The sequence below is a fragment of the Chromobacterium subtsugae genome (assembly GCF_035919665.1).
GTDB lineage: Bacteria > Pseudomonadota > Gammaproteobacteria > Burkholderiales > Chromobacteriaceae > Chromobacterium > Chromobacterium subtsugae.
The window spans coordinates 1,505,962-1,530,540 of record NZ_CP142381.1 but is presented as its reverse complement, the minus strand read 5'-3'; the positions used below and the strand labels follow the sequence as shown (position 1 = coordinate 1,530,540).

Genomic DNA, 24,579 nt, shown 5'->3' with positions numbered 1-24,579 from the left:
TCGCAAACCTTCACCATAAAGCAACCATCATGAGCAATCCGCTGCTGCAACACTGGGACACCCCGCACCAACTGCCGCCGTTCGACGCCATCCGCGCCGAGCACTTCGCGCCGGCCCTGCAGCAGTTGATGGCCGAACATCGCGCCGCCGTCGCCGCCATCGCCAATCAGCCGGAGCCGGCCAGCTTCGCCAACACCGTGGAGGCGCTGGACGCCGCCGCGCTGCCGCTCAAGCGCGTATCGCTGGTATTCCACAATCTGCGCAGCTCGCATTCCGATGCCGAACTGCGGGCCGCCGAGCGCGAACTGGCGCCGCAGCTGGCCGCCCACCACGGCGCCATCTGCCTGGACGAAGCGCTGTTCGCCCGGCTGGACGCGGTGCTGCGGCAAGCGCCGCAGCTGGAGTTGAACGAGGAGCAGCGCCGCCTGCTGCAGCGGCTGCATCGCGACTTCACCATGGCCGGCGCCTGTCTGCGCGGCGAAGATCGCCGCGAGTTCGCCGACGCCAACGAAGAGCTGGCCCGCCTGTCCGCGCAATTCGGCCAGAACGTGCTGGCCGACGAATCCGAATTCGTGCTGCGCCTGAGCGGCGAGGACGATCTCGCCGGCCTCCCCGCCTCGCTGCGCGCCGCCGCGGCGCAAACCGCCCGCGAGCGCGGCCTGGACGGCCATGCTGTCACGCTGGCGCGTTCGTCCGTCACCGCCTTCCTCGCCCACTCCAGCCGCGCCGACCTGCGCGAAACCGCCTGGCGCGCCTGGGTCGGACGCGGCGAACAGCCGCAACGCGACAACCGCCCGCTGATCCGCCGCATCATGGCGCTGCGCCAGCGCCAGGCCCGGCTGCTGGGCTACGCCAACTACGCCGACTACGCGCTGACCGACCGCATGGCCGGCGCGCCGGCAGCCGTCCATCGCCTGCTGGAACAGGTGTGGGCGCCCGCCAAGGCGCTGCTGGCCAGGGAAAAGCTGCAATTGCAGGCACTGGCGCGCAAACAGGGCCTGAACCCCGACATCCAGCCCTGGGACTGGCGCTACCTGGCGGAGAAGGCGCGGCTCGAGCATTACGCGCTCGACGACGCCGAAGTGAAGCCCTACTTCAGCCTGGAAAACATGCAGGCGGCGATGTTCGACGTCGCCGGCCGGCTGTTCGGCCTGAGCTTCGCCGAACGCGACGACCTGCCGCGCTATCATCCCGACGTGAAGGGCTGGGAGGTATACCGGCACGGCGAGTTGATCGGCGTGTTCCTCAGCGACAACTTCGCCCGCCCCGGCAAGTCGGGCGGCGCCTGGGCCAGCATCTACCGCGCCCAGGGCCGCAACGGCGGCCGCTCCCTGCCCATCACCGTCAACAACACCAATTTCATCAAGGGCAGCCCGACGCTGCTGAGCTTCGACGACGTGCGCACGCTGTTCCACGAGTTCGGCCACGGCCTGCACCACCTGCTGTCCGATGTGCGCTACCAGCGCCTGTCCGGCACCCAGGTGCTGCGCGACTTCGTCGAACTGCCGTCGCAGCTGCTGGAGAACTGGGCGCTGGTGCCCGAGGTGCTGGAGCGGCACGCGCGCCACGTCGAAACCGGCGCGGCGATTCCCGCGGCGCTGATCGCCCGGATCCTGGCGGCGCGCAATTTCCAGCAAGGCTACGCCACCGTGCGCTACGTCATTTCGGCGCTGCTGGATCTGGAGCTGCACCAGGCCGGCGACGGCGTCGACGACATCGCCGCTTTCGAGGACGAAGTCTGCCGCCGCCATGGCCTGCCGCCGGAAGCCGGGCTGGCCCACCGCCTGTCTCACTTCAGCCACCTGTTCAACGGCGGCTACGCGGCCGGCTATTACGTCTACCTGTGGGCCGAAGTGCTGGAGGCCGAGGCCTTCGCCGCCTTCGAAGCGCGCGGCGACGCCTTCGACGCCGAATTGGCCGACAGCCTGCGCCGGCACATTTTCAGCGTCGGCAACAGCCGCGATCCGCAGCAAGCCTTCCAGGCCTTCTGCGGCCACGCCCCCAGCGCTGGCGCCATGCTGGAAAAACGCGGTCTGGCCGGCTGAGCCGCAGCCTGGCCGCAACACCCCGCTCCCGCCCATCGGCGGGAGCATGAAAATGTCATTGAAATATTCGCTTGCTGCCAGGATACTGACGCATTCTTTACCCATGCCATGGAGTCAAGCATGCGTCACCTCGCTGCAGCCTGCCTCGCCCTCGCCGCGCTATCCGGCAGCGCCCGGGCCTTTGACCTGGGCTCGGTGCTCAATTCGGTCAACCAGGCCGTGGACACCGCCAAGAATGTCGGCAACAGCGTCTCCGGCGGCAATCCAGCCACCGGCGACGGCTCCCTGACGCCCCGGCTGAAGCTCAACCGCCCGTCGCCGGTGGGCTCGCCGCTGCTGGCCAAGCTGGACGAATACAACCATCATTACAAGGAACTGGACGAATACACCGTCTTCCTGTCGCGGCCCAACCAGAACAGCGACGGCTCGATCCGGGTGGCCAAGGCCGAGCTGCTGCGCGGCCAGGTCTACAAGGACCTGTACAACCATCCTGATTCGCAAAGCACCATGCAGGTGTGGGAAGCGTACAAAAGCCAGCTGAGCCAGGACGGCTACAAACTGGACTTCATCTGCGACAAACCTTGCGCCAACCATGTCAATCTGTGGCAGACCGCGCTGAGTTCGTCCTTCATCGTCTACGACAAATCCGACCGCTACCTGGTGGCGCACAAGGACAACACCTGGGTCAGCGTCGCCATCGGCGAAATCGGATCGCACCCGTTGTCCAGCGTCAATGTCGTGGTTCGCGGCAACTAGCCGAACGGCCGGCAGTCCCCGGAATCCAAGCTCGCGGCAGGGCGATTCCGGTTATGCTAGCAACGCAGATCAACCAACAGGGAACATCATGAGCACGACCGCAGTGACAAAGGAGGCAGAAAGCAGCCTGGACACCAGGGCTGCCGTGGAGATTTTCTTCTACGCCTACAAGGCGCTCACCACCAAGCCGGACGAAATGCTGGCCAAGCGCGGCCTGGCCCGCGTCCACCATCGCATCCTGTTCTTTGTCGCCCGCTATCCCAAGCTGTCGGTCAAGGATTTGCTGGGTTTTCTGGGCGTGACCAAGCAGGCGATCAACATCCCGCTGCGCCAGCTGCTGGAAATGGAGCTGATCTGCAGCCAGGCCGCGCCGCACGACAAGCGGGTCAAGCAGCTCAGCCTGAGCGAGGAAGGCCTGCGGCTGGAGGAAAGCCTGCACCGCGAGCAGCAGCGCCTGCTGCAGACCGCCTTCGGCGATTGCGGCGACAAGGCCACCCGCGACTGGTTTCTGATCAACGGCAAGCTGTCCGAGCACATCCTGCCCTGACGCCGCCGCATGCGAAACGGCCCGGTCGTCGCCGACCGGGCCGTTTTCCTTGCGCGGGCGGCATGCGCCCGCCGCTCATTCCACCTTGCAGTAGCAGACTTCCAGCACCTCGATGTCTTCGTCGCCGTCCGGGCCGCGGAACAGCACGCTGTCGCCTTCGCGGGCCTTCAGCAAAGCGCGCGCGATCGGCGAGATCCAGCTGATGCGGCCGCGCGGCAGGTCTATCTCGTCGACGCCGACTATCGTCAGCCGCTGCTCGGCGCCGTCGCCGCGCTGGATCAGCACCGTGGCCGAAAAGAAGATCTGATCGGTCGCCTCGCGAGTTTCCGGGTCCACCACCTCGGCGATTTCCAGCCGCTTGGTCAAAAAGCGGATGCGGCGGTCGATCTCGCGCAAGCGCCGCTTGCCGTACAGGTAGTCGCCGTTTTCCGAGCGGTCGCCGTTGCTGGCCGCCCAGTTGACCACCTGCACCATTTCCGGACGCTCGCGGTTGACCAGATGGTACAGCTCGTCCTTCAAGCGCTGCCAGCCGCCGGGCGTGATGTAGTTCTTGCTCGCCGCCGGCAAGCGCTGTTCCGATGGCAGATCGTCTTCCGCCTGGTCTTCTTCCTTGGTGAACGCCTTGCTCATGATGGTTTCCGTCTTGCTGATTGATGTCGGCGCGCGCCGCCGCCCCATTATGCCTGATCGCCGCCCTCAAGCAGCGCCAGGCAGTAAGGCAGCAACGCCTTGGGCCGCAATTTCACCGCGCAGAGCGCCGCCGCGTCCAGCCAGGCCAGCTCGTAATGGTTGTCGGCAGACAGCTTGGCCAACTCCGGCCCGCCCAGCCGCAGCATGCCGCGGTGCTCGCGCGCCACGAACACATGCTCGGTGCGGCTGCGGCCTTCCAGCACGCACAGCTTGTCGCCCAGCCAGACGTTGAGGCCGGTCTCCTCGCGCGTCTCGCGCACGCAGGCGATCGCCGGCGTCTCGTTTTTCTTGATGTTGCCGCCGGGCAGCGAGTAATAATCCTTGCCCGGCTTGATTCTGCGCATCAGCAGCAGCTTGCCGCCTTCGATGATGACGATGGCGGCGCGCTGTTTGCGCGGCTCCGCCGGCAAGGCCAGGCCGGCGTCCTGATTCTGGCCGAAATCTTCCACGCTTCCCCCCAAAACAAAACGGGCAACCGCCAATCGGCGGTCGCCCATGCTTGATCCCGCGGTCAAGCCGTCCAGCACGGACGGCGCGTCTTACTCCGGACGCGGGGTGCGCGGCTTGCGGGCCGATGCCTTGCGCTGAGCCGGCGCCTTCTTGCCGCCGGTGACGGTCAGATTCGACCATTTCATCACCGCCGCCACTTCCGCCGGGTTCAGCTCGTAGAACTGGCCGCGCTTGAGGCGCGGCGGCAGGCCGATATTGCCGAACCGCACGCGCATCAGCCGGCTGACGGTCAGGCCGAAGTGCTCGAACATCCGGCGCACTTCGCGGTTGCGGCCTTCCTTGATCACCACGTTGAACCACTGGTTGGCCGCTTCTTCCTGGCCGCCGGTCTGGAAAATGCGGTCGAAACGCGCCGGGCCATCTTCCAGCTCCACGCCCTTGACCATTTCCTTCATGATTTCCGGCGTCAGCTCGCCCATCACCCGCACCGAGTACTCGCGCTCCACTTCGAAGCTGGGGTGCATCATGCGGTTCGCCAGCTCGCCGCTGGTGGTGATCAGCAACAGGCCCGAAGTGTTGACGTCCAGGCGGCCGATGGCCACCCAGCGGCTGGACTTGGCTTGCGGCAGGCGGTCGAACACGGTGACGCGGCCTTCCGGATCGTCGCGGGTGACGATCTCGCCCTCTTCCTTGTGATACATGATCACGCGCGGCAGGCGGTCAGGCCATTTCAGTTTGATCGCGTCGCCCTTGACCATCACGCGGTCGTGCGGGCCGACCTTGTCGCCCAGATTGGCCTTCTTGCCGTTGACGGTGACCAGGCCGGCTTCGATCCATTCTTCCATTTCGCGGCGCGAGCCGACGCCGGACGAGGACAGCGCCTTCTGCAGGCGGATGGGCTCGATCTCGTTCAGATCGACGCGCACTTCCTTCAGCTTTTGCGACTTGCTCTTGATGTCCTGGCTGGGGCTGCGCAGACGCAGCTTCTTGGCCTTCTGCACCTGCTGCGGGCGGCCGCGGCCTTCGCCTTCGGGCTTGGGGCCGCGCGGCGGTTTGGCGGCGTTGCCGTCAACCGGCGCCGCCGCGTTCTTGTTGCCGAAGCGGCGCTCGTGGTCCAGCGCCACGTTGCCGTTGACGTCGCCATTGCTGTCGCGGCCGTAGACCGGCTTGCCGCGGGCGGCGGCCAGCGCCTGTTGCTCCTGTTCGCGGCGGCTCAGCTTGAACAGCGGCACGCCGTTCTGCGAAGGCACCGCGGGATTGCCATAGGCATCGCGCGGCTGGCGCGCCGGACCGTTGCGGCGGCCGTTCTGCTGGCCAGCGCCGGCTTGCTGCTGTTGCGGGAAACGGGGCTGGGCGCTTGGGCCGGACTTGCCCTGGCGCGCTTGCTGGCCCTGGTTGCGGCCGGCATTCTGACGCGGCTGTGCGGTTTCACGACCTTTGACACGCGCAACCGGTTGGCGCGCGTTGGTACGTTGTCCTTTTGTAGACATGTGTTTGCTCTTTCCATGGGAGCAACTGGCAGAAAGCTTATTCTGCGACAGGCTCTAAATTGTCCGCCTCATCGTCGAGGGGGAGATCGTCTGCGCCCGCATCGGGGCTGTCGTCTTGCAATTGGGTGTCCGGCACCACCAGTGTGCCAAGCTCCGCCAATGGCGGCAGATCGTTGAGCGAGACAAAGCTCAAATCGTCCAGAAACTTGCGCGTGGTGGCGTACAGGCCGGGACGGCCCGGCACGTCCTTGTGACCGATGACTTCGATCCAGCCCCGCTCCAGCAGGGTCTGCATCACATTGGTGGAGACGGATACGCCGCGTATCGCCTCGATGTCGCCACGGGTCACAGGTTGTTTGTAGGCGATGATCGCCAGGGTTTCCATCACCGCCCGCGAATACCGCGGCGGCTTTTCCGGATTGAGCCGGTTGAGATAGGGCGTGAATTCGGCCCTGGCGCGAAAGCGCCAGCCGGAAGCCAGCTTCACCAGCTCGATGCCGCGTCCGCGCCAGTCGCCCTGAATGTCATCCAGAATATCATTGATCAAGGCGGCCTTGACGTCTTCGGTGAACAGCTTTTTCAGCTGGGAAACCGACAACGGCTCCTGGGCCGTCAGCAAGGCTGTTTCCAGCACGATCTTCAGATATTTTAAATCGGTAATGGTGGACATTAAACCGGGGTGCCGGAGAATTACAGGGGGCTTAGCGCGGGAAGCCTCGGATTCTACACGTTTTTCGCCGCGGGTGAAACTTAATCCATCAGTCCGGCCAGCGAAGTCAGGCTGAAACGCCTGAGCACGCGGCCATCCGGCTGCGGCATGTCCTCCAGCCGCTGGCCGCCGCAAGCCTCTATGGTGCGGATGGCGGCCGGATCGTCGGCGTCGCACACCAGCACCCAATTGCCGCAGGCCGGGCTGCTGCCCAACGCCTGCACGTACTGCAGCAGCACCCGGCCGTAGCCATGGCCGCGCCACTGCGGCAACACCTCGAAGCCGATATGGCCGATCACATCCTGTATCACATCGGTTTCGCCCTGGCGCAAGCGGGCGGCGCCGATGATCTCGCCCTCGCCCGTCAGCAGAAACCAGGTCTGGCAAGGCACCCAGCCCGCCGGCAGCGACTTGCCCTGCGCATGCAGCACCACCTGGCCCAGCCAGTGGCCGGCGTCGTCCTCCAGGCCGCGGTAATATTCGAAATCCGCTTCGCGGCAGGCCTGGAAGTAACGGCGATAAGCTGACAGATGGTGCTCGCTGGCGGCTTCGATTTTCATTGGCGGCTCCCGGATCGATACTCCCATCGTAAACAGCTGCGCGGCAAGGTCAAGCCTTTTGCGCGCGCCCGCGCCGGCTATGCGACAATCTCTCCCTGACCGCAGCGAGCATTCTCATGAGCGACACCCCACAAGCCATCCTGTTGATGGGCCCCACCGCCTCCGGCAAAACCGGCCTGGCGCTGGAGCTGGCCCGCCGTTTCCCGCTGGAGATCATCAGCGTCGACTCGGCGCTGGTCTACCGCGGGATGGATATCGGCAGCGCCAAGCCCAGCCTGGCAGAAATGGCGGCCTGCCCCCACCATCTGATAGACGTGATCACCCCGCTGCAAAGCTATTCGGCGGCGCAGTTCCATGCCGACGCCAATCGCCTGATAGGCGAAATCTCCGCCCGCGGCAACATCCCGCTGCTGGTGGGCGGCACCATGCTGTATTACAAGGCGCTGCTGGAGGGCTTGTCCGATCTGCCCCAGGCCGACGCCGCGCTGCGCGCCGAGCTGGACGCCGACGCCGCGCGGCTGGGCTGGCCGGCGCTGCACGCCCGGCTGGCCGGACTGGACCCTGCCACCGCCGCCCGGCTCAATCCCAACGACGCCCAGCGCATCCACCGCGCGCTGGAGGTGTGCCTGCTGAGCGGCAGGCCGATGTCGGAACTGATCGCCCAAGGCAAGGCCGCCGCCGCCGATTTCAGACACCTGCCGCTGGCGCTGGTGCCGCGGGAGCGCGGCTGGCTGCACCAACGCATCGCGCAGCGCTTCGACATCATGCTGGAGCAAGGCTTCCTCGACGAAGTCAGCCGCCTGCGCGCCCAATATCCGGACCTGAGCCTGGACCTGCCGTCGATGCGCTGCGTCGGCTATCGCCAGGCCTGGGAACACCAGGACGGCCTGTACGACCGCCGCGAATTCATCGAACGCGGCATCGCCGCCACCCGCCAGTTGGCCAAACGCCAGCTGACCTGGACCCGCGGCCTGGACGTGATGCCGGTGGATGCCCAGCAACAAGACCTGGCCGGCTTGCTGACGGACGCGGTGGCGGACTTCCTCGCCGGCAAGCCGCCAGCCGACGCGCTACGTTTCAGCGGGCCGTTCTGAACGCCACGCAACGCGAAACGGCAGGCGCGCGCCTGCCGTTTTACATCTTCGCCCGGCAAAAGGTTCAGGGACTGGCGTTCATCCGCAGGGTATGCGTCCAATCATGGTCGCTGGCCGACACCACGCTGCTGTAGCTGGCATAGGTCATGCCCTCGCCCGGCCACGGGTTCATCATGTACAGGTAATTGCCGCCGCTGCCGGTCTGGTAACCGCGGCCGACGATGAAGTGGCCGCCGCCGCTGGTCCAGCCATAGCGGATCACGAAGGGGCGATTGGCCTGGATGTCCTGCTGCACGTGGGTCCACGACAGATAGTCGTATACCGTGTAATTGGACACGCCCCAATTCGTCAGGATGTCCTGCAGGCTGCCGTTGCCGCCGAACATATTGTTGGGGCTGTTGGCGTCGCTGTTCCAGTTGAAATTGCTGTTGCCGCAGGCGTAGTTGATGCCGAAGGCCCAGTTGACGATGGCGCATTGGCTCGGCGTCTGCTTGTACCACGCCAGCACCGCCTTGCTGGAGCCCGCCCAGCACCACTGGCTATGCTCCTGCACGGTCAAGGGGACGCCCAGCAGCTTGCTGTCGGCCTGCGCGGCGATGCTGGCCGCCAACAGCGCGGCCGCCAGCGCGGTGTTGCTCAATCGATTGCCGGTCATGGCATTCCTCCGGATCAGCGGAAACGGGAAAGGTTGTTGCGCACCGCGGCGCGCAGCGGCTCGATGAAGTCGGCGCTATCCATCAGGCCATTGCCGACGGCGCCGGCCGCCTGGGGTTTGAGCGCCAGCGACGCGTAGGCCGAGGCCAGCGCGGCGAAGCGCGGTTTGCCGCCCCCGGCCGGACTCACCTCGAGGAAGTCGGATTGCGCCTGATACACCCTGACAAAGCGGGTGTTGCTGCGTTCGGCGTTGCCATAAGCCGCCTGCAGCGACTCCAGGCTCTTGGCCAATCCGGCGGCGCCATACGATACCGCCTCCCAATGGCCACCCACCTGCTCCACCGTCACCAGGCCCACCGCCTGCTGTCGCAGATAGACGACGAAACGCCAGCTGCCGGTCGGCGCCATCAGCTGGCTGATGTCGCCGTTGCCCGCCAGCAATTGCTGCGGGTCTACGCTGTACACCGGAAAGCCGGGGCCGATGCGCAGGGCGGGCAGCTCCCGCCCGTCGGCGACATCCAGCGGGAAGCCCGCCGGCAACCTGGCGCCGAAGTCCAGCAGATTTTGCCGGGCGAATTGCGCCAGGCCGCGGCTGGCCGCGGCGGCGGCCTCCGCCGCGGTTTGCGACGAGACGGAAAACGGCGCGGGTTGCGCGCCGGCTGGCCCGCCGGCCAGGGCGGCAAGACTGAACAAGACTGCCGCGATCAAGGATTTGGACTGCATGTGTCGGCTCTCCTGGGTTGGGATGCGGTTGCCGTGCATGGCTGGATGCGGGCGGATTATGTCCGGCGCATACATTGCTAGTCATAGCGACCGCTAATCAGCAGAGCAACAATGCCAATTAGGTACAATGTTTTGATTTTTATTTTGAAACTCAATAATTTACATGAACTTGCGCGCGAAAATTAAAGCGCCCGCCCAAGTCATTCCTGCCCGGAAGGCCAGTATCGAAGCCGCCACGCCGCCACCGCCGCAAGCCGAAATCCCCCTTAGCCAAACGCGAAAAGAAAAAGCCCGCGGCCTGACGGCAGCGGGCTTTGAACGAACGATGCGGCAGCTCAGCGCGCGGCGACCAGCTTGATCTCCACCTTCCAGGCCGGATTGGCCAGCTTGGCTTCCACCGTGGCGCGGGCGGGCACGTGGCCGGCCGGCACCCAGGCGTCCCAGGCGGCGTTCATCGCGTCGTAATCGGCCAGGCTGGCCAGGAAGATGGTGACGTCGACGATCTTGCTCTTGTCGGAATCCAGTTCCTTCAACAGGGCGTCGATCTGCCCCAGCACGTTTTCCGTCTGCGCGCGGGCGTCGGCGTCGGTGTTTTCCGGCACTTGGCCGGCCAGGAAGATCAGTCCGTTGCTGACCACGGCCTCGGCCAGGCGGGCGCCCTGCTTGTGACGGTAGATGCTCATATCGTTCTCCATATGCGGTGGGTTGTCGCCGTCGATTCTAGCGGCATTGCGCTCAGCTGTCCCGCCGCGCCTGCTCCAGATCGGCGATCAGCGCCGCCTCGCCCTCGACGCCGACCGACAGCCGGATCAGGTTGTCGTGGATGCCCAGCGCGGCGCGGCGCTCGGCCGGGATGGAGGCGTGCGTCATCGCCGCCGGCAGGCACACCAGGCTTTCCACGCCGCCCAGGCTCTCCGCCAGCGCGAACAGCTTGAGCTTGGCCAGGAAGGCCTTGACGTCGCCTTTCAGGTAGAACGACACGATGCCGCCGTAGCCCTGCATCTGGCGGCGCGCCAGCTCATGCTGCGGATGGCTCTCCAGGCCCGGATACAGCACTTTTTCCACCCACGGCTGCGCTTCCAGCCAGCGCGCGACGGCCAGGCCATTGCGGTTGTGCTGCTCGATGCGCAGCGCCAGCGTGCGCAGCCCGCGCAACACCAGGAAGCTGGGGAAGGCGTCCAGGATGGCGCCCACCGCGTTGTGCAGGAAGGCCAGCTGTTCGGCCAGCTCCGGCTTGTCGCGGCTGACCACCGCCACGCCGGCCACCACGTCGGAGTGGCCGTTCAGATACTTGGTGGCGGAATGCACGACGATGTCGAAGCCGAAGTCCAGCGGCCGCTGGTTGACCGGCGAGGCGAAGGTGTTGTCGACCACGCCGATCAGGCCGTGGCGGCGGGCGATGGCGGATACCTGCTGCAGGTCCACCAGCTGGTTCAGCGGATTGGACGGCGTTTCCACCCAGATCATCCGGGTGTTCGGCCGGATGGCAGCTTCCAGCGCGGCGCTGTCTTCGGAAGCGACGTAGGTCACTTCCAGATTGGCGCTGGCCTTGCGCACTTTTTCGAACAGGCGGTAGGTGCCGCCGTACAGATCGTTGACCGCGATCAGGTGGCTGCCGGCCGGCAGCAATTCCAGCACGGTGGAAATCGCCGCCAGGCCGGAACCGAAAGCGTAGCCGCGCGCGCCGCCTTCCAGTTCGGCCACCGCGCGCTCCAGCGCTTCGCGGGTCGGGTTCTGCGAACGCGAGTACTCGTAGCCGGTGTGCTCGCCCGGCGCGCGCTGGCGATAAGTGGAGGTGGCGTAGATCGGCGGCATCACCGCGCCGAACGGGTCTTCGTGGGCGCCGGCGGTCACAGCCAGGGTGTGGAAATCGGTCATGTTTCTGTCCTTTTCTGAAAATCATGCGCCCCGGCGCAAGCGGCCGGGGCGGGAAAACGGTTCAGGCGGCGCGCGGCTGGCGGCGCCAGAACGCCAGCAAGTCGGCCTGGGTGATCAGGCCCAGATAGCGGCCCTTGTCGACTATCAGCGCGATGTGGCCGGCGTTGAATACCTGCAGCAAGTCCTGCAGCGAGGCCTGCGGCGACAGCGTCTGCACATGGCTGCTCATCGCGCTGTCGACGTTCTGGCGGAAATTCTCCGGCTCGCCGTGCACCGACAGCAGCAGGTCCCATTCATCCAGGATGCCCACCACCTTGTCGTCCTTCAGCACCGGCAGCTGCGATACGTCGTGCAGGCGCATGCGCTGGTAGGCGACGGACAGCGCCTCATCCGGATGGCAAGACACGGTGCTGCCGTCCTGGTGGCGGCGCACGATCAGATCGGTCAGACCGCCCACTACCGGCAAGCTCAGCATGCCCTGGTCCACCAGCCAGTCGCGGTTGTACATCTTGGACAGATACTTGTTTCCGCTGTCGCACACCAGCGTGACCACCCGTTTGGGTTCGGTTTGCTCGCGGCAATAGCGCAGCGCCGCCGCCAGCAGCGCGCCGGACGAAGAGCCTGCCAGAATGCCTTCGGCGCGCAGCAATTCCTGCGCGGTATCGAAGCTTTCCTGATCGCTGATGCGGAAGGCGCGCTTCACCATGGACAGGTCGGTCAGCGGCGGAATGAAGTCCTCGCCTATGCCCTCGATCAGCCAGCTGCCGGCCTGGCCGAAGCTGCCGGTTTCGACATAATCGGCCATCACCGAACCCACCGGATCGGCCAGCACGAAGGCGGTGCCCGGCGCCTTGGCGCGGAAAAAGCGGGTCAGGCCGGTCAGGGTGCCGCTGGAACCGACGCCTACCACCACCGCATCCACCTCGCCGTTCATCTGCCGCCAGATTTCCGGCCCGGTGGTGGTTTCGTGCGCCAGCGGATTGGCGGGATTGTTGAATTGGTCGATGTAGCAGGCTCCCGGCGTTTCCGCGGCGATGCGCGCGGCCAGGTCCTGGTAATACTCCGGGTGGCCCTTGCCCACGTCGGAGCGGGTCAGCCGCACCTGCGCGCCCAATGCCTGCAGGTGCAGGATTTTCTCGCGGCTCATCTTGTCCGGCACCACCAGGATCAGCGGATAGCCTTTCTGCGCCGCCACCAGCGCCAGGCCCAGGCCGGTATTGCCGGCGGTGGCCTCGATGATGGTGCCGCCGGGCTTCAGCAAACCATCGCGCTCGGCCGCCTCTATCATCGTCAGGGCGATGCGGTCCTTGATCGAACCGCCCGGGTTATGGCTCTCCAGCTTCAGGTACAGCTCGCACGGCCCGGTGTCCAGATGGGAGACGCGGACCAAGGGGGTATTGCCTATCAGCGACAGGACGGAATCGTCTTTCATGATCAAAACTCCCGGCTATTATAAAATTACTATAAGTAATTTTTTGTTATATAAAAAGCAAAAAAATTTCTACTCGAAAAACCAGCCGGCATCAGTCCCCGGCCTTGCCGCGGCTCAGACCACGGCGCTCGCCTGCATGAAGCTATAGAAGAACACCAGTTCCGGATCGCTGCGCAACTGCCGCAACTCGCGCGTCATCGTTTCGACCAGATGGCTGTCCACCCTGCCCGCCTCGATCAGCTGGTCGGCTGCCGACAACAGCAGCTCGGTCCAGTAATCCAGCACCAGCTGGCGGCGGTGCGGTTCGCGGCTGTCCAGATGCCAGGTCTTCACCTGCGTCTCCACCTGGCGGAAGCCAAGCCGCTGCAGGATGTTGCCCAGCTTGGCGCCGACGAAGGGGTCGCCGCCCACCGACAGCTGATGGTCGTTGAAAGCCAGCCAGTATTGCTGCAGATTGGGGGAATACGGCGCCAGGAAGAAGGAGGCGTTCATCGCCTCGGTCGCGTACAGCCGCGCGCCCGGCTTGAGCACCCGCCGCACCTCGGCCAGCACGCGCTCCGGCGCATGCACGTGCTCCAGTATCCAGCACAGGAAAGCGGCGTCGAAGCTGGCCGGCGCGAAGTCCAGGTCCTCGGCGTCCATATGCTGCAGGCGAACCCGCTCGTGATAGGGGCTGCCCTGCAAACGCTGGCGCGCCACCGCCAGCTGACGCTGGCTGAAGTCTATGCCGGTGATGGCCAGCTCCGGATAGCGGCGCAGCAGGATCTCGGTTTGCGCGCCGACGCCGCAGCCCACCTCCAGCAAGCGCTCCACGCCGGAGAAATCGACATCGCGATACACCATCGCTTCGGAAAAGCGCGCCTGGCGCACCAGCCGCGCCTGCTCGGCCGCGGAAAACCCATGGATATAGGGCAGATCGGCCTGCGTTTCCGCCAGTTGCAATGCACTCATCTTCCACCTCGTCCCAGTAAACATCAGGTGGCCATTATATTTCCAATGAGTATTTTAAAATCAAATTTCATTTGAAATTTGAATATAGAAAAAAACTCTAACATCCGTGCGCGCATGAAAAAACCCGCATCGGCAGATGCGGGTTTGCTTTGCCCAGCGCGTCAGGATCAGGCGAGCGCGGTCTGGCGCAGACTCAGCGAGAAGCGCTGCAGCGCGGCGATGCCGGAAGCCTCCGCCCTGGCGCACCAGTCCTGCAATTCCTTCAGCAATTGCTCGCGGCTGAGGTTGGAGCGCTCCCACAGCCGGGTCAGTTCCTGGCGCATATTGTAGATGGTGGCCAGCACCTGGCTTTGCTCGAGCAGACGGGCCAGTTGCAAGCGCTCGTCCTCCGGCGTGTCCTTGGCGTCCTGCTTCAGCCATATTTTCATTTTGCGCGGCAGATTCACCTGCGGCAGCTCCGGCAGACTGAGCTTGCCCAGCTCGGCGTGGTATTCGTCGCGCAGCTCGCGGGCGTAGCGCGCGGCGATGGCGTAGCGATTGGCGACGATGGCCTGCAAATGCTCCAGGTCCAGCTGCGGACGGGACGGATCCTGCGCCAGTTGCGGCGCCACCTTGCGGACGGTGGCGAGGCCCAGCATTTCCAGGATGCGGATGTACATCCAGCCGATGTCGAATTCGTACCATTTATACGACAGCTTGGCCGAAGTGCCGAAAGTATGGTGATTATTGTGCAGCTCTTCGCCACCGACCAGAATGCCCCAAGGCACCAGATTGGTGGAGGCGTCCTCGTTCTCGAAATTGCGGTAGCCCCAGAAGTGGCCGAGGCCGTTGATCACGCCTGCCGCCCAGAACGGGATCCACACCATCTGCACCGCCCAGATCGACAGGCCGATCGGCCCGAACAGCGCCAGGTCGATGATCAGCATCAGCACGATGCCCTTGGCGTTGTGGCGGCTGTAGACGTTGCGCTCCAGCCAATCATCCGGCGTGCCGTGGCCGAACTTGTCCATGATGGACTGGTCCTTGCAGGCCGCGCGGTACAGCTCCGCGCCTTCCCACAGCACCTTCTTGATGCCCAGCACTTGCGGGCTGTGCGGGTCTTCCAGCGTTTCGCAGCGCGCATGGTGCTTGCGGTGGATGGCCGCCCACTGCTTGGTCACCATGCCGGTGGTCAGCCACAGCCAGAAGCGGAAGAAATGGCTGGGGGCCGGGTGCAGGTCCAACGCGCGGTGGGCCTGGTGGCGGTGCAGGAAAATCGTGACCGAGGCGATGGTGATGTGGGTCAGGATCAGGGCGGCGACGATATTGCCCCACCATGGCAGATCCAAGAGACCGTTGAGCCAGTTCAGGTTCATGTATTCGATGCGTCCGGTGTTTAGATACAAAGCTCTATTCTATAGCAAGCCCCGCCGCCATGCAGAGTCAAATTTGGCCGCGCAACGCGCCAGGCAGCGCATCCATCGGTGCATTGGTGTACCATAGGGCATCATTTCACCCTAGTGCAGAAAAATACTAGTGTTGCCAAAACGTCGACTGATCATTGCCGGCGCCACCCTCGGTGGCCTGTTTGTCCTGTATGCAGCCTCTAGCTACTTGGCAGGCGTCAAAGCCGAAGACACCCTGCAGGAACAGCACCGGATGCTGGCCAGCCTGCCGCTGTTCAAGGTCAAATCGCACAGCTACGAACGCGGCTGGTTCTCGTCCACCGAGACCACCGAGCTGGTGTTCAACCGCCATTTGTCCGGCCCGTATGAAAACATGCTGCCGGACAATATGAAGCCCTTGCTGAACGCCACCATCAAGTTCACCAATCATGTCCAGCACGGCCCGCTGCCCGGGCTGTCCGGCTTCCACTTCCGTCCGGGCTGGGCGCTGGTGAAGACTGAATTCGCGATGAGCGACTCCACCCGCAAGACGCTGAAGACCTTCTTCGGCGACAAGGAGCCGATCACCATCACCAACCACATCGGTTTCAGCGGCGGCGGCCTGCTCGACGTCAACGTGCCCGCCTTCGACTACGAAGAGGCGCTGTCCGGCGTCAAGATGAAGTGGAAGGGCTTCGACCTGAAGGTCGACTACGCCAACGGCTACAAGGAATACAAGACCGAGGCGCTGTCGCCGGGCTTCCTGCTGGAAGCCGCCAGCAAGGGCACGGTGTCGTTCGAGGGCGTCCGCTACCTGTCCGACATGCGCCCGGGCAACACCGACATCAAGCTGGGCACCAGCGAGCTGACCATAGGCAACGTCCAGCTCAGTTCGCGCGAGAGCGTGCCGTACAGCATCAAGCTGAACGAGCTGATCTACCTGATGACCCGCGTCCGCGTCGGCGAATTCGTCAACCCGTCCGGCGAGTTCAAGCCCTCCTCGGTGGCGCTGAAGAACTTCAGCTACCAGATCGTCACCAGCGAGCAGGACGACTTCATCAACAGCCGCGGCAAGGTCAACTTCGCCGAGCTGAGCTTCAACGCCAACCGCTATGGCCCGCTGCGGCTGGATGTGGCGGTCAATCACCTGCACGGCCGCACGCTGGCCCAGCTGGACAAGGCCATCGGCCAGATCCCGTTCGAAGGCGTGGACCCGGCGGTGTTGCGCCGCCAGTACGTCGACACCCTCAAGAGGAATATCGGGCCCTTGCTGGAAAACAGCCCCAAGGTGCTGATCAACGAGTTCTACCTGAAGATGCCGACCGGCGAAGCGACGCTGCAGGCCAGCGCCGGCATCCACGGCTTCACCTCGGCCGACCTGAACGACTTCACCCAGTTGGCGAAGCGCTTCACCGTCGAAGCCAAGGCCAGCCTGCCGCGGCAGACGCTGGAGAACCTGGTGCAGACCCAGTTCCGCAACCTGTTCACCGTCGACCACACCGCGGAAGACCAGCCGAACATGCAGGAAGTGGACGACCTGGCCAAGAGCCTGCTGGACAGCCAGCTGGCGCAATGGAAGGCGCAGGACTACATCGTCGAGGAAAACGGGCAGATCTCCACCGAGCTCAACTACAGCGCCCAGGGCCTGACCATCCACAAGAAGAAGGTCGCCCTGCCCTGGGAGGAAAGCGAGGAGCCGACGGACGCCTCGGCGCCGGCGGCCTCGCCGGCCAAGAAGTAAGCGACAAACGCCGGATGTGAAAAGGGCTGTCTGATGACAGCCCTTTTTCATGGCGCGCCGATTCCGAGCGAAATCAGGACGCGTCGTCCATCTGGCTTTGCAGGTAGTTCTGGATGCCGACGCGCTCGATCAGGTCGAGCTGGGTCTCCAGCCAGTCCACATGCTCTTCCTCGCTCTCCAGAATGTCTTCCAGCAGGTCGCGGGTCACATAGTCCTTGGCGGTTTCACAGTAGGCGATCGCCTCGCGCAGCAGCGGCAGCGCCTCCATCTCCAGCTTCAGGTCGCACTGCAGCATCTCATGCGGGGTTTCGCCGATGTGCAGCTTGCCCAGATCCTGCAGATTCGGCAGGCCTTCCAGAAACAGCACGCGCTCGATCAGCTTGTCGGCGTGCTTCATTTCATCGATGGATTCTTCGTATTCGTGCTCGTTGAGCTTCTTCAGGCCCCAGTTCTTGAACATGCGCGCATGCAGAAAATACTGGTTGATCGCGGTGAGTTCGTTCCTGAGAATCTGATTCAGGTATTTGATGACCTTCTTGTCGCCTTGCATGCCGTATCCTCCAGGGAAATTATCAAGGCATTATGGCACAGCGAGGGCGAGTCTCAAGGCGGAAATGCGGCCGGCCGGCGCGTGGAGCCGGCGCAGAGGAAGGAGAAAAACGCTCAGGCGGCGGTGCGGGCCACCGAGCAGACGGCCAGTTCGGCCTGGGCGTCCTTGCGCACCTGGTTGGCCATGCATGCGCACTTGCCGCAATCGGAAGCGACGCCCAGCTCGCGGCGCAGATCGCACATGCGGCTGGCGCCGGCATGGACGGCCTGGCGGATCTGGCTGTCGGTCACTGCATTGCACAGGCAAACGTACATGTGAGCCCCCTTCGGCTTACAATCAAGAATAGTTATCATCATCATAGAGACAAACAAGAATGATTGTCAATAACCTGCAAAGAGAGTGGAAGCCCAACGCTACCGTCGCCGCCATTGTCGAACGCGGCGGCCGCTTCCTGATGGTGGAGGAAGACACCGCCGACGGCCTGCGGCTGAACCAGCCGGCCGGGCATCTGGAACCCGGCGAAACGCTGCTGCAGGCGGTGGAGCGCGAAGCCCGCGAGGAAACCGGCTGGCGCTTTACGCCGCAGGGACTGACCGGCATCTACCTGGCCGACCGCCCCGGCAGCGACATCACCTATCTGCGCTTCGCCTTCCACGGCAGCGCGACGCCGCCGCAACAACCCGCCGCGCTCGATGCCGGCATCGTCGCCGTGCACTGGCTCAGCCACCAGGAGATCCAGGCCCAGCAAGCCCGGCTGCGCAGCCCGGTGGTGCTGAGCTGCCTGGCCGACTACATCGCCGGCGTCCGCTACCCTCTCGATCTGATACGCGACCTGCGCTGACCCGCCCCCAACCGGATGCCCGCCCATGCCGCCATGCCTGACGCCATTGCTGTTGATTCTGCTGTGCCTGCTTCCCGCCGCCGCCCGCGCCGATGGCTTAAACATCTGTTATCATTACCGTTGTTCCAGACAAGCCTACTTTGAAATTTCCGAAGAGGCCCGCGACTGGCTGGCCGCCCGCCTGGCGCGCGCCGGCTCCGCCGCCGCCGAACGCGAAGCGGTCAGCGACGCAGTCGTCGCGCTATACCGCATCGCCGCGCGCGACACTCCCATCTGGCAGGACAAGGGCGGCAATTTCCATGACGGCCCGGCCGAAGGCCGGATGGATTGCGTCGACCACAGCAGCAACGTCACCGCTTTTCTCGGCTATCTCGACCGACAGGGCTGGTTGAAATTCCACCATGCGGCGCCACCTGCATGGAGAGCGCCGTGGATACTGGATCTACATTACACCGGCGTGCTGCACGACATCGCCGCCGGCCAGGACTGGGCGGTGGACACCTGGTTCAGGGATTTCGGGGAACCGCCCGTGGTGGTTCCCCTTTCGATTTGGATGAAGGGATACGAGCCGCCGGCCGTGTCCGCGCCTGACGCGTCAGGCCAGCAAAAGTAAGGAAGGAAACGCCCGTGACGGGTAAGAAACGCATAGTCGTCGGCATGTCCGGCGGCGTGGATTCGTCGGTGACCGCCTGGCTCTTGAAGCAGCAAGGCCATGAGGTGATCGGCGTGTTCATGCAAAACTGGGAAGACGACAACGACGACGAGTACTGCTCGATCAAGCAGGACGCGCTGGACGCGATGAGCGTGGCCGACATCGTCGGCATCGACATGGAAATCGTCAACTTCGCCAAGGAATACAAGGACCGCGTGTTCTCGTACTTCCTGAAGGAATATTCGGCCGGCCGCACGCCGAACCCCGACGTGCTATGCAACGCCGAGATCAAGTTCAAGGCCTTCCTCGATTACGCGATGGAACTGGGCGCCGACTGCATCGCCACCGGCCACTACGCGCGCAAGCTGGAAAAGGACGGCACCCACTACCTGATGAAGGCGGTGGACCACACCAAGGACCAGAGCTACTTCCTGTACCGGCTGCAGCAGCACCAGCTGGCCAAAGCCATGTTCCCGCTGGGCGACATCCGCAAGACCGAGGTGCGCAAGCTGGCCGAGGAAGCCGGCCTGCCCACCGCGGCCAAGAAAGACTCCACCGGCATCTGCTTCATCGGCGAGCGTCCCTTCCGTGAATTCCTGAAACGCTACCTGCCCACCTCGCCCGGCGCCATGGTGACGCCGGACGGCAAGACGGTGGGCGAGCACATCGGCCTGATGTACTACACGCTGGGCCAGCGCAAGGGCCTGACCATAGGCGGTTCGCGCGACGGCAACGGCGAGCCTTGGTTCGTCGCCGGCAAGGACATCCCGGGCAACCGGCTGATCGTGGTGCAAGGCCATGACCACCCGCTGCTGCTCAAACCCACGCTGTCGATGGCCGACCTCAGCTGGACGCTGCCGGACGCGCCCAAGCCCGGCGACTACAGCGCGAAAAACCGCTACCGGATGGCAGACGCCGGCTGCAGCCTGTCTCCTATCGTCGACGGCCAGGCCAGCCTGACCTTCCGCGAAAAGCAATGGGCGGTGACGCCGGGCCAGTCGGCCGTGCTGTACGACGGCGACATCTGCCTGGGCGGCGGCATCATCCAGTAAGCCGCCCCAAACGACACTGCCCCGCGTAGCGCACGCGGGGCTTTTTCATTTCGCCCGGCCTCAGCCCTGCGACAACGGCTGCAGCCGGCGCAGCCACAACGCCGCCGCCAGCAGCGCCGACAATCCCGCCGCCAACGCCGCCGCCACGCCCAGCCAGCCGCCGCCGCCCCACATCAGGCCGGAAACCGAGCCGTACACGCTGGAGCCCAGGTAATAGCAGCACAGGTACAGGGCCGAAGCCAACGCCTTCGCCTCCCTCGCCCGCAAGCCCACCCAGCTGCTGGCCACCGAATGGCCGGCGAAGAAGCCGAAGGTGAACAAGGCGATGCCCGGCACCAGCAGCCACAGCGTGTCGGCCAGCGTCAGCGCCAGGCCGGCCAGCATCAGCGCCACCATCAGCCACAGCACGTTGCGGCGGCCCAGCCTGTCGGCCAGCCTGCCCACCCAGGCCGATGCCCAGATGCCCACCACGTACAAGGAAAACACCAGCGCCAGCGCGCTCTGGCTCAGGCCGAACGGCGCGGCCAGCAGACGGAAGCCCAGGTAGTTGTACAGGCTGACGAAACAGCCCATCAGCAGGAAGGCGGCCAGGAACAGCCAGGGCAGCCCGCCGTCGCGCGCCACCGCCGCCAGCTCGCGCCGCAGCCGGCCAAAATCCTGCCGCCGCGGCTGGAAATGGCGCGACGGCGGCAGCCAGCGCCAGAACAGCCAGGCCCCGGCGCAACCCAGCAACGCCAAGGCCAGCAGCGCGCCGCGCCAGCCGAAATGGTCGGCCAGCACCGCGGCCAGGAAGCGGCCGCACATGCCGCCCAAGGCGTTGCCGGCGATGTAAAGGCCCATCGAGTGGCCGAGCGACTTGCCATCCACCTCCTCGCTCAGATAGGCCATCGCCACCGCCGGCAAGCCCGCCAGCGCTACGCCGAACAAGGCGCGCAAGAACAGGAAAGGCCCGAAGCCGTCGACGAAGACCGACAGCAGCATCAGCAAGGCGGCCAAGCCCAGCGCGCCGTTCATCAGCGCACGGCGGCCGAAGCGGTCGGACAGCAGGCTGGCGGGAATCAGGCTGATGGCCAACGCGCCGGTGGCCATCGACACCGCGCCGCTGGCCGCGGCCGGCGTCAGGCCGAAATCATGAGCGAACACCGGCATCAACGGCTGGGTGCTGTACAGCATGGCGAAGGTGCAGAAACCGCCGACGAACATCGCGCGGGAGGTGGAGCGGAAAGCCGGCGTGCCGGCCTGCAGCTTGCCCGCCGCGGATGCGGCGGCAAGAACGGCGGAAGGCAGCGCGGAGGAAGCGGGGGCGGACACGGCAAAATCTCATCAGGCTTGCGATGCTGTCAGCTTAGGCTTGGCCTTTCCTCCAGTCCAATATATATTTCAACAGCAATTAATACTTTTAAAATATCAAATATGGAACTCAGGCATCTGCGCTATTTCCTGGCGGTGGCGGAAGAACTGCACTTCACCCGCGCCGCCGAACGGCTGCACATCGGCCAGCCGCCGCTGAGCCAGCAGATCCAGGCGCTGGAGGCGGAACTGGGGGTGGCGCTGTTCCTCCGCCACCAGCGCAAGGTGGAACTGACCGCCGCCGGCCGCCAATTCCTGCCGCGCGCGCGGCAGATTCTGGCCGACAGCGCCGCCGCCATGGTGGCCGCCCGCCGCGCCGCCAATGGAGAAACCGGCGAGCTGCGCATAGGCTTCACCTCGTCGCTGCCGCTGACGCCGATTCTGCACCGCAGCCTGCACCGCTACCGCGAGGCCTACCCGGATGTGCGGCTGACCTTGCGCGAAATGTTCACCGCCGGCCAGTTCGAAGCGCTGGAAAAAAAGCAGCTGGACCTAGGCTTCGTCCGTTTCAACGGCCCGACGCCCAGCCCGCTGATCCAGGTGGAAGAATTGCACCGCGACCGGCTGCTGGCGGTATTGCCCCTGGCCCATCCGCTCTCCGGCGCCGCCAGCCTGGCATTGGCGGATCTGGCGCGCGAGCCGCTGATAGGCTATCCGCGCGAGTCCGGCGCCGGCCTGCGCGACGTGGTGCTGCAGCTGGCGCGACAGAACGGGCTGGAGTTGAACGTGGTGCAGGAGGCCGGCGAAGCGATCACCCAGATCGGCCTGGCGGCGGCCGGCGTCGGCATCGCCATCCTGCCCTCGCCGCTGGAATGCGTGCAGATTCCGGCAGTGCGCTACGTGCCGCTATCGGACAGCGACGCCTACCTGGCGATGGGCATCGCCACCCGCCGCGACGAAACATCGCCGCTGGTGGCGCATTTCCTGGCCGGCGTGGCCAAAGACTAGCGGCCGCCGGACACGTCCAGCAGGCTGCCGGTGCAGAACGAGGCCGCGTCGGACAGCAGCCAGACGATGGCCTCGGCGACCTCCTCCGCCCGGCCGCCGCGCCGCAACGGCACCGACGGCGCCAGCCGCGCCACCCGGCCCGCTTCGCCGCTGGCGGCGTGGATGCCGGTCTCGATCAAGCCCGGGCGCACCGCGTTGACGCGGATGCCCTCCTCCGCCACCTCGCGCGCCAGGCCCAAAGTCAGCGTGTCTATCGCGCCCTTGCTGGCGGCATAATCGATGTATTCGCCGGCAGAGCCCAGCCGCGACGCGGCCGACGACACGTTGACGATGGCGCCGCCATCGCCGCCGTGGCGGGTCGACATGCGCCGCACCGCCTCGCGGCAGCACAGCAGCGGCCCCAGCACATTGACGCGCAACACCCGCTCCACCCGCTCGGCGCTGTAATCCTCCAGCCGGCACATCGGCGCGGTGACGCCGGCGTTGTTGACCAGGCCGTCCAGCCGGCCGTAATGGCACAACGCGTCGTCGAACAGGCGGACGATGGCCCGCTCGTCCGACGCGTCGGCGCGGAACAACTCCACCGCATCGCCCAGTTCCGTTTTCAGCGCGGCGGCGCTGGCCTCGTCGGCGCGATAGTTCGCCGCCACCCGCCAGCCGGCGGCGACCAGCAGCCGGGTCGTCGCCGCGCCGATGCCGCGCGTGCCGCCGGTCACCAGGGCTACCTTGCCGTCCACCCTAGCCCCTCCTCAGGAATTGCTGATGCCAGCGGGTGCGCACGCCGCGCGCCTCGCTGAAAAGCTGTTGGAGCCCGGCGGCGTCGCCGCCCGCCAGCATGGCGCTCAGACGTTCCAGCCCGGCGCGGTAGTCGGCCAGTTCGGCCAGCAGCGCGTCGCGGTTGGCCAAGCTGATGTCGGTCCACATTTCCGGGTGGCTGCCGGCGATGCGGGTGAAATCGCGAAAGCCGGTGGCGGCGAAATCGAAGCAGCGCTCGGCGTTGTCCTTGGCCGCCACCCGGTCGACATAAGCGAAGGCCAGCAAGTGCGGCAAATGGCTGACGCTGGCGAACACCGCGTCGTGCTCGGCGGCGCTCATGCTGTGGATCTCCGCGCCGCAGGCGCGCCACAACGCCGCTACCGTCTCCGCCGCCTCGGGCGCGGTTTCGGCCAGCGGCGTCAGCACCACGCGGCGGTTTTCGTACAAGCCGTACTGGGCCGCCACCGCGCCCGACATGTCGGAACCGGCGATAGGATGCGCCGGCACGCACCACGGCAGATGGTCGGGCAGGTGCCGGCGGTACAGCGCGGCCACATCGCTCTTGGTGCTGCCGCCGTCGGTGACGATGGCGCCGGGACGCAAGCCGGGCGCCAGCGCCGCCATCAAGGCGCCCATCTGCCCCACCGGCGACGCCAGCAGCACCAGGTCGGCGCGCGGCGCCGCCGCGGCGATGTCCTGGCTGATCTCGTCCACCACCCCCAGCGCCAGCGCCCGCTCCAGGTTGGCCAGCGTGCGGCCCACGCCTATCACCCGTCGCACCCGTCCGGCCCGCTTCAAGGCCAGCGCGAACGACCCGCCGATCAGGCCGACGCCCGCCACCACCAGGGTGTCTATCTGCTGCTGCACTGCGCTCCCCTTGTCCTGGCCGCCCCAACGACGGCACGAAGGTCTATCATAAGCGATTTTGCCGCCATGGCCAGCCCATGGCCGGGAGACGCGGATGAAGCCGACGCTGTATTGCTATTTCAAGGTTGGAGCCGATCGCGGCGCGCTGCTGGAACAGTTGCGCGCGCTGCACGCGGAACTGGCCGCCGCCGGTTGGCCCGGGCAGTTGCTGCGCCGCTGCGATGACGCCGACACCTGGATGGAGGTGTATCCGGACATTGACGACCGCGACGCCTTCCTCGCCGCCTGGCTGGCTGCGCGCCGCCGGCACGGGCTGGAGAGCTTGGCCGCGCATCAGGAATGGTTCCAGCCGCTTTAAAACGCGCCGGACAAGAAAAAGGCCGGGCACATGGCCCGGCCTGTCAAACAAACACGATACGAGAGAAACCGAAACCTTGCGCGCCGAGCGGCAAGTCATGCGGCCAGGCAGCCAATATACG

The 24,579-nt window shown here is 65.4% G+C and carries 26 protein-coding genes and 1 pseudogene; 10 read left to right on the top strand and 17 right to left on the bottom strand.

Translation table 11 applies throughout. The annotated features are described in order from the left end of the window. Positions 1-29 precede the first annotated feature (29 nt). The 3 genes from U6115_RS07530 (at position 30) to U6115_RS07520 (ending at position 3,348) form a co-directional block, all read left to right on the top strand. On the top strand, positions 30-2,045 hold the full coding sequence (locus tag U6115_RS07530; protein ID WP_043574388.1) for a M3 family metallopeptidase: 2,016 nt from the start codon (positions 30-32) through the stop codon (positions 2,043-2,045). 120 nt (positions 2,046-2,165) lie between these two features. Continuing rightward, a complete protein-coding gene (locus U6115_RS07525; protein WP_043574386.1) occupies positions 2,166-2,801 on the top strand; it encodes a hypothetical protein in 636 nt (211 codons plus the stop codon). Positions 2,802-2,889: 88 nt separating this feature from the next. Beyond that, complete coding sequence (locus U6115_RS07520; RefSeq protein ID WP_047236749.1) at positions 2,890-3,348, top strand: MarR family winged helix-turn-helix transcriptional regulator; 459 nt, start codon at positions 2,890-2,892, stop codon at positions 3,346-3,348. Between the two features lie 75 nt (positions 3,349-3,423). On the opposite strand, the gene greB is transcribed toward U6115_RS07520, so the two are convergent. The 5 genes from greB to U6115_RS07495 form a co-directional block, all read right to left on the bottom strand. Then, entirely contained in the window at positions 3,424-3,978 is a 555-nt protein-coding gene (gene greB, locus U6115_RS07515) for a transcription elongation factor GreB (protein ID WP_043574385.1), read from the bottom strand. A 47-nt stretch (positions 3,979-4,025) separates the two neighbouring features. After that, complete coding sequence (locus U6115_RS07510) at positions 4,026-4,487, bottom strand: NUDIX domain-containing protein (protein WP_052258010.1); 462 nt, start codon at positions 4,485-4,487, stop codon at positions 4,026-4,028. Positions 4,488-4,577: 90 nt separating this feature from the next. Continuing rightward, complete coding sequence (locus U6115_RS07505; RefSeq protein WP_047236748.1) at positions 4,578-5,978, bottom strand: pseudouridine synthase; 1,401 nt, start codon at positions 5,976-5,978, stop codon at positions 4,578-4,580. Positions 5,979-6,015: 37 nt separating this feature from the next. Next, positions 6,016-6,648: an SMC-Scp complex subunit ScpB gene (gene scpB / locus U6115_RS07500; protein ID WP_043574383.1), complete on the bottom strand. Its 633-nt coding sequence runs from the start codon at positions 6,646-6,648 to the stop codon at positions 6,016-6,018. An 80-nt stretch (positions 6,649-6,728) separates the two neighbouring features. Further along, positions 6,729-7,247 carry a GNAT family N-acetyltransferase gene (locus tag U6115_RS07495; RefSeq protein WP_043574381.1) on the bottom strand — a complete coding sequence of 173 codons (519 nt, stop codon included), beginning with the start codon at positions 7,245-7,247 and terminating at the stop codon, positions 6,729-6,731. Between the two features lie 116 nt (positions 7,248-7,363). Between U6115_RS07495 and miaA the strand changes: the two genes are divergently transcribed. Then, positions 7,364-8,341, top strand: coding sequence for a tRNA (adenosine(37)-N6)-dimethylallyltransferase MiaA (miaA, locus tag U6115_RS07490; RefSeq protein ID WP_043574379.1), 978 nt, complete (start codon positions 7,364-7,366; stop codon positions 8,339-8,341). Positions 8,342-8,405: 64 nt separating this feature from the next. Here miaA and U6115_RS07485 read toward each other — a convergent pair whose 3' ends face one another. From U6115_RS07485 to U6115_RS07455, 7 genes are all read right to left on the bottom strand, one after another. Beyond that, positions 8,406-8,996 (bottom strand): C39 family peptidase, encoded by a 591-nt coding sequence (locus tag U6115_RS07485; RefSeq protein ID WP_043574377.1) that lies wholly within the window; start codon positions 8,994-8,996, stop codon positions 8,406-8,408. A 14-nt stretch (positions 8,997-9,010) separates the two neighbouring features. Next, on the bottom strand, positions 9,011-9,718 hold the full coding sequence (locus tag U6115_RS07480) for a hypothetical protein (RefSeq protein ID WP_080509582.1): 708 nt from the start codon (positions 9,716-9,718) through the stop codon (positions 9,011-9,013). Positions 9,719-10,053: 335 nt separating this feature from the next. Then, positions 10,054-10,401, bottom strand: coding sequence for a RidA family protein (locus U6115_RS07475; RefSeq protein ID WP_043574375.1), 348 nt, complete (start codon positions 10,399-10,401; stop codon positions 10,054-10,056). Positions 10,402-10,453: 52 nt separating this feature from the next. Further along, on the bottom strand, positions 10,454-11,596 hold the full coding sequence (locus tag U6115_RS07470) for a trans-sulfuration enzyme family protein (protein WP_043574373.1): 1,143 nt from the start codon (positions 11,594-11,596) through the stop codon (positions 10,454-10,456). A gap of 61 nt (positions 11,597-11,657) precedes the next feature. Next, entirely contained in the window at positions 11,658-13,028 is a 1,371-nt protein-coding gene (locus U6115_RS07465) for a pyridoxal-phosphate dependent enzyme (RefSeq protein ID WP_043574761.1), read from the bottom strand. A 114-nt stretch (positions 13,029-13,142) separates the two neighbouring features. After that, positions 13,143-13,979, bottom strand: coding sequence for a class I SAM-dependent methyltransferase (locus U6115_RS07460; RefSeq protein WP_043574371.1), 837 nt, complete (start codon positions 13,977-13,979; stop codon positions 13,143-13,145). Between the two features lie 167 nt (positions 13,980-14,146). Then, a complete protein-coding gene (locus U6115_RS07455) occupies positions 14,147-15,364 on the bottom strand; it encodes a DesA family fatty acid desaturase (protein WP_272900405.1) in 1,218 nt (405 codons plus the stop codon). A gap of 130 nt (positions 15,365-15,494) precedes the next feature. Between U6115_RS07455 and U6115_RS07450 the strand changes: the two genes are divergently transcribed. Further along, a complete protein-coding gene (locus tag U6115_RS07450; protein WP_230623350.1) occupies positions 15,495-17,084 on the top strand; it encodes a YdgA family protein in 1,590 nt (529 codons plus the stop codon). Positions 17,085-17,157: 73 nt separating this feature from the next. Here the strand turns inward: U6115_RS07450 and bfr are convergent, their stop codons facing one another. Then, the gene (gene bfr / locus U6115_RS07445; protein ID WP_043574367.1) at positions 17,158-17,634 is read right to left on the bottom strand and encodes a bacterioferritin; all 477 of its coding nucleotides are present in this window, start codon (positions 17,632-17,634) and stop codon (positions 17,158-17,160) included. Positions 17,635-17,747: 113 nt separating this feature from the next. Continuing rightward, on the bottom strand, positions 17,748-17,948 hold the full coding sequence (locus U6115_RS07440; protein WP_043574365.1) for a (2Fe-2S)-binding protein: 201 nt from the start codon (positions 17,946-17,948) through the stop codon (positions 17,748-17,750). A 59-nt stretch (positions 17,949-18,007) separates the two neighbouring features. Here U6115_RS07440 and U6115_RS07435 point away from each other — a divergent pair, with 59 nt between their 5' ends. From U6115_RS07435 to mnmA, 3 genes and pseudogenes are all read left to right on the top strand, one after another. Then, positions 18,008-18,475, top strand: coding sequence for an NUDIX hydrolase (locus U6115_RS07435; RefSeq protein ID WP_043574363.1), 468 nt, complete (start codon positions 18,008-18,010; stop codon positions 18,473-18,475). Positions 18,476-18,500: 25 nt separating this feature from the next. After that, positions 18,501-19,088 carry a hypothetical protein gene (locus U6115_RS07430; RefSeq protein ID WP_230623349.1) on the top strand — a complete coding sequence of 196 codons (588 nt, stop codon included), beginning with the start codon at positions 18,501-18,503 and terminating at the stop codon, positions 19,086-19,088. Further along, positions 19,079-20,179 (top strand): annotated as a pseudogene (mnmA, locus tag U6115_RS07425) (tRNA 2-thiouridine(34) synthase MnmA); the annotation flags it as partial. The gene U6115_RS07430 and the pseudogene mnmA, both read left to right, overlap by 10 nt. 60 nt (positions 20,180-20,239) lie before the next feature. On the opposite strand, the gene U6115_RS07420 reads toward mnmA, so the two are convergent. Next, positions 20,240-21,490, bottom strand: a complete 1,251-nt coding sequence (locus U6115_RS07420) for an MFS transporter (protein WP_047236746.1) — start codon at positions 21,488-21,490, stop codon at positions 20,240-20,242. Between the two features lie 102 nt (positions 21,491-21,592). Here U6115_RS07420 and U6115_RS07415 point away from each other — a divergent pair, with 102 nt between their 5' ends. Next, entirely contained in the window at positions 21,593-22,477 is an 885-nt protein-coding gene (locus U6115_RS07415) for a LysR family transcriptional regulator (protein WP_043574359.1), read from the top strand. Here U6115_RS07415 and U6115_RS07410 read toward each other — a convergent pair. After that, positions 22,474-23,214: an SDR family oxidoreductase gene (locus tag U6115_RS07410; protein WP_043574352.1), complete on the bottom strand. Its 741-nt coding sequence runs from the start codon at positions 23,212-23,214 to the stop codon at positions 22,474-22,476. The genes U6115_RS07415 and U6115_RS07410 overlap by 4 nt on opposite strands. Position 23,215: 1 nt before the next feature. Continuing rightward, positions 23,216-24,100 carry a prephenate dehydrogenase gene (locus U6115_RS07405; protein ID WP_043574351.1) on the bottom strand — a complete coding sequence of 295 codons (885 nt, stop codon included), beginning with the start codon at positions 24,098-24,100 and terminating at the stop codon, positions 23,216-23,218. A gap of 94 nt (positions 24,101-24,194) precedes the next feature. On the opposite strand from U6115_RS07405, the gene U6115_RS07400 reads away from it, so the two are divergent. Then, positions 24,195-24,458, top strand: a complete 264-nt coding sequence (locus tag U6115_RS07400; RefSeq protein WP_043574350.1) for a DUF4936 family protein — start codon at positions 24,195-24,197, stop codon at positions 24,456-24,458. Positions 24,459-24,579 lie beyond the last annotated feature (121 nt).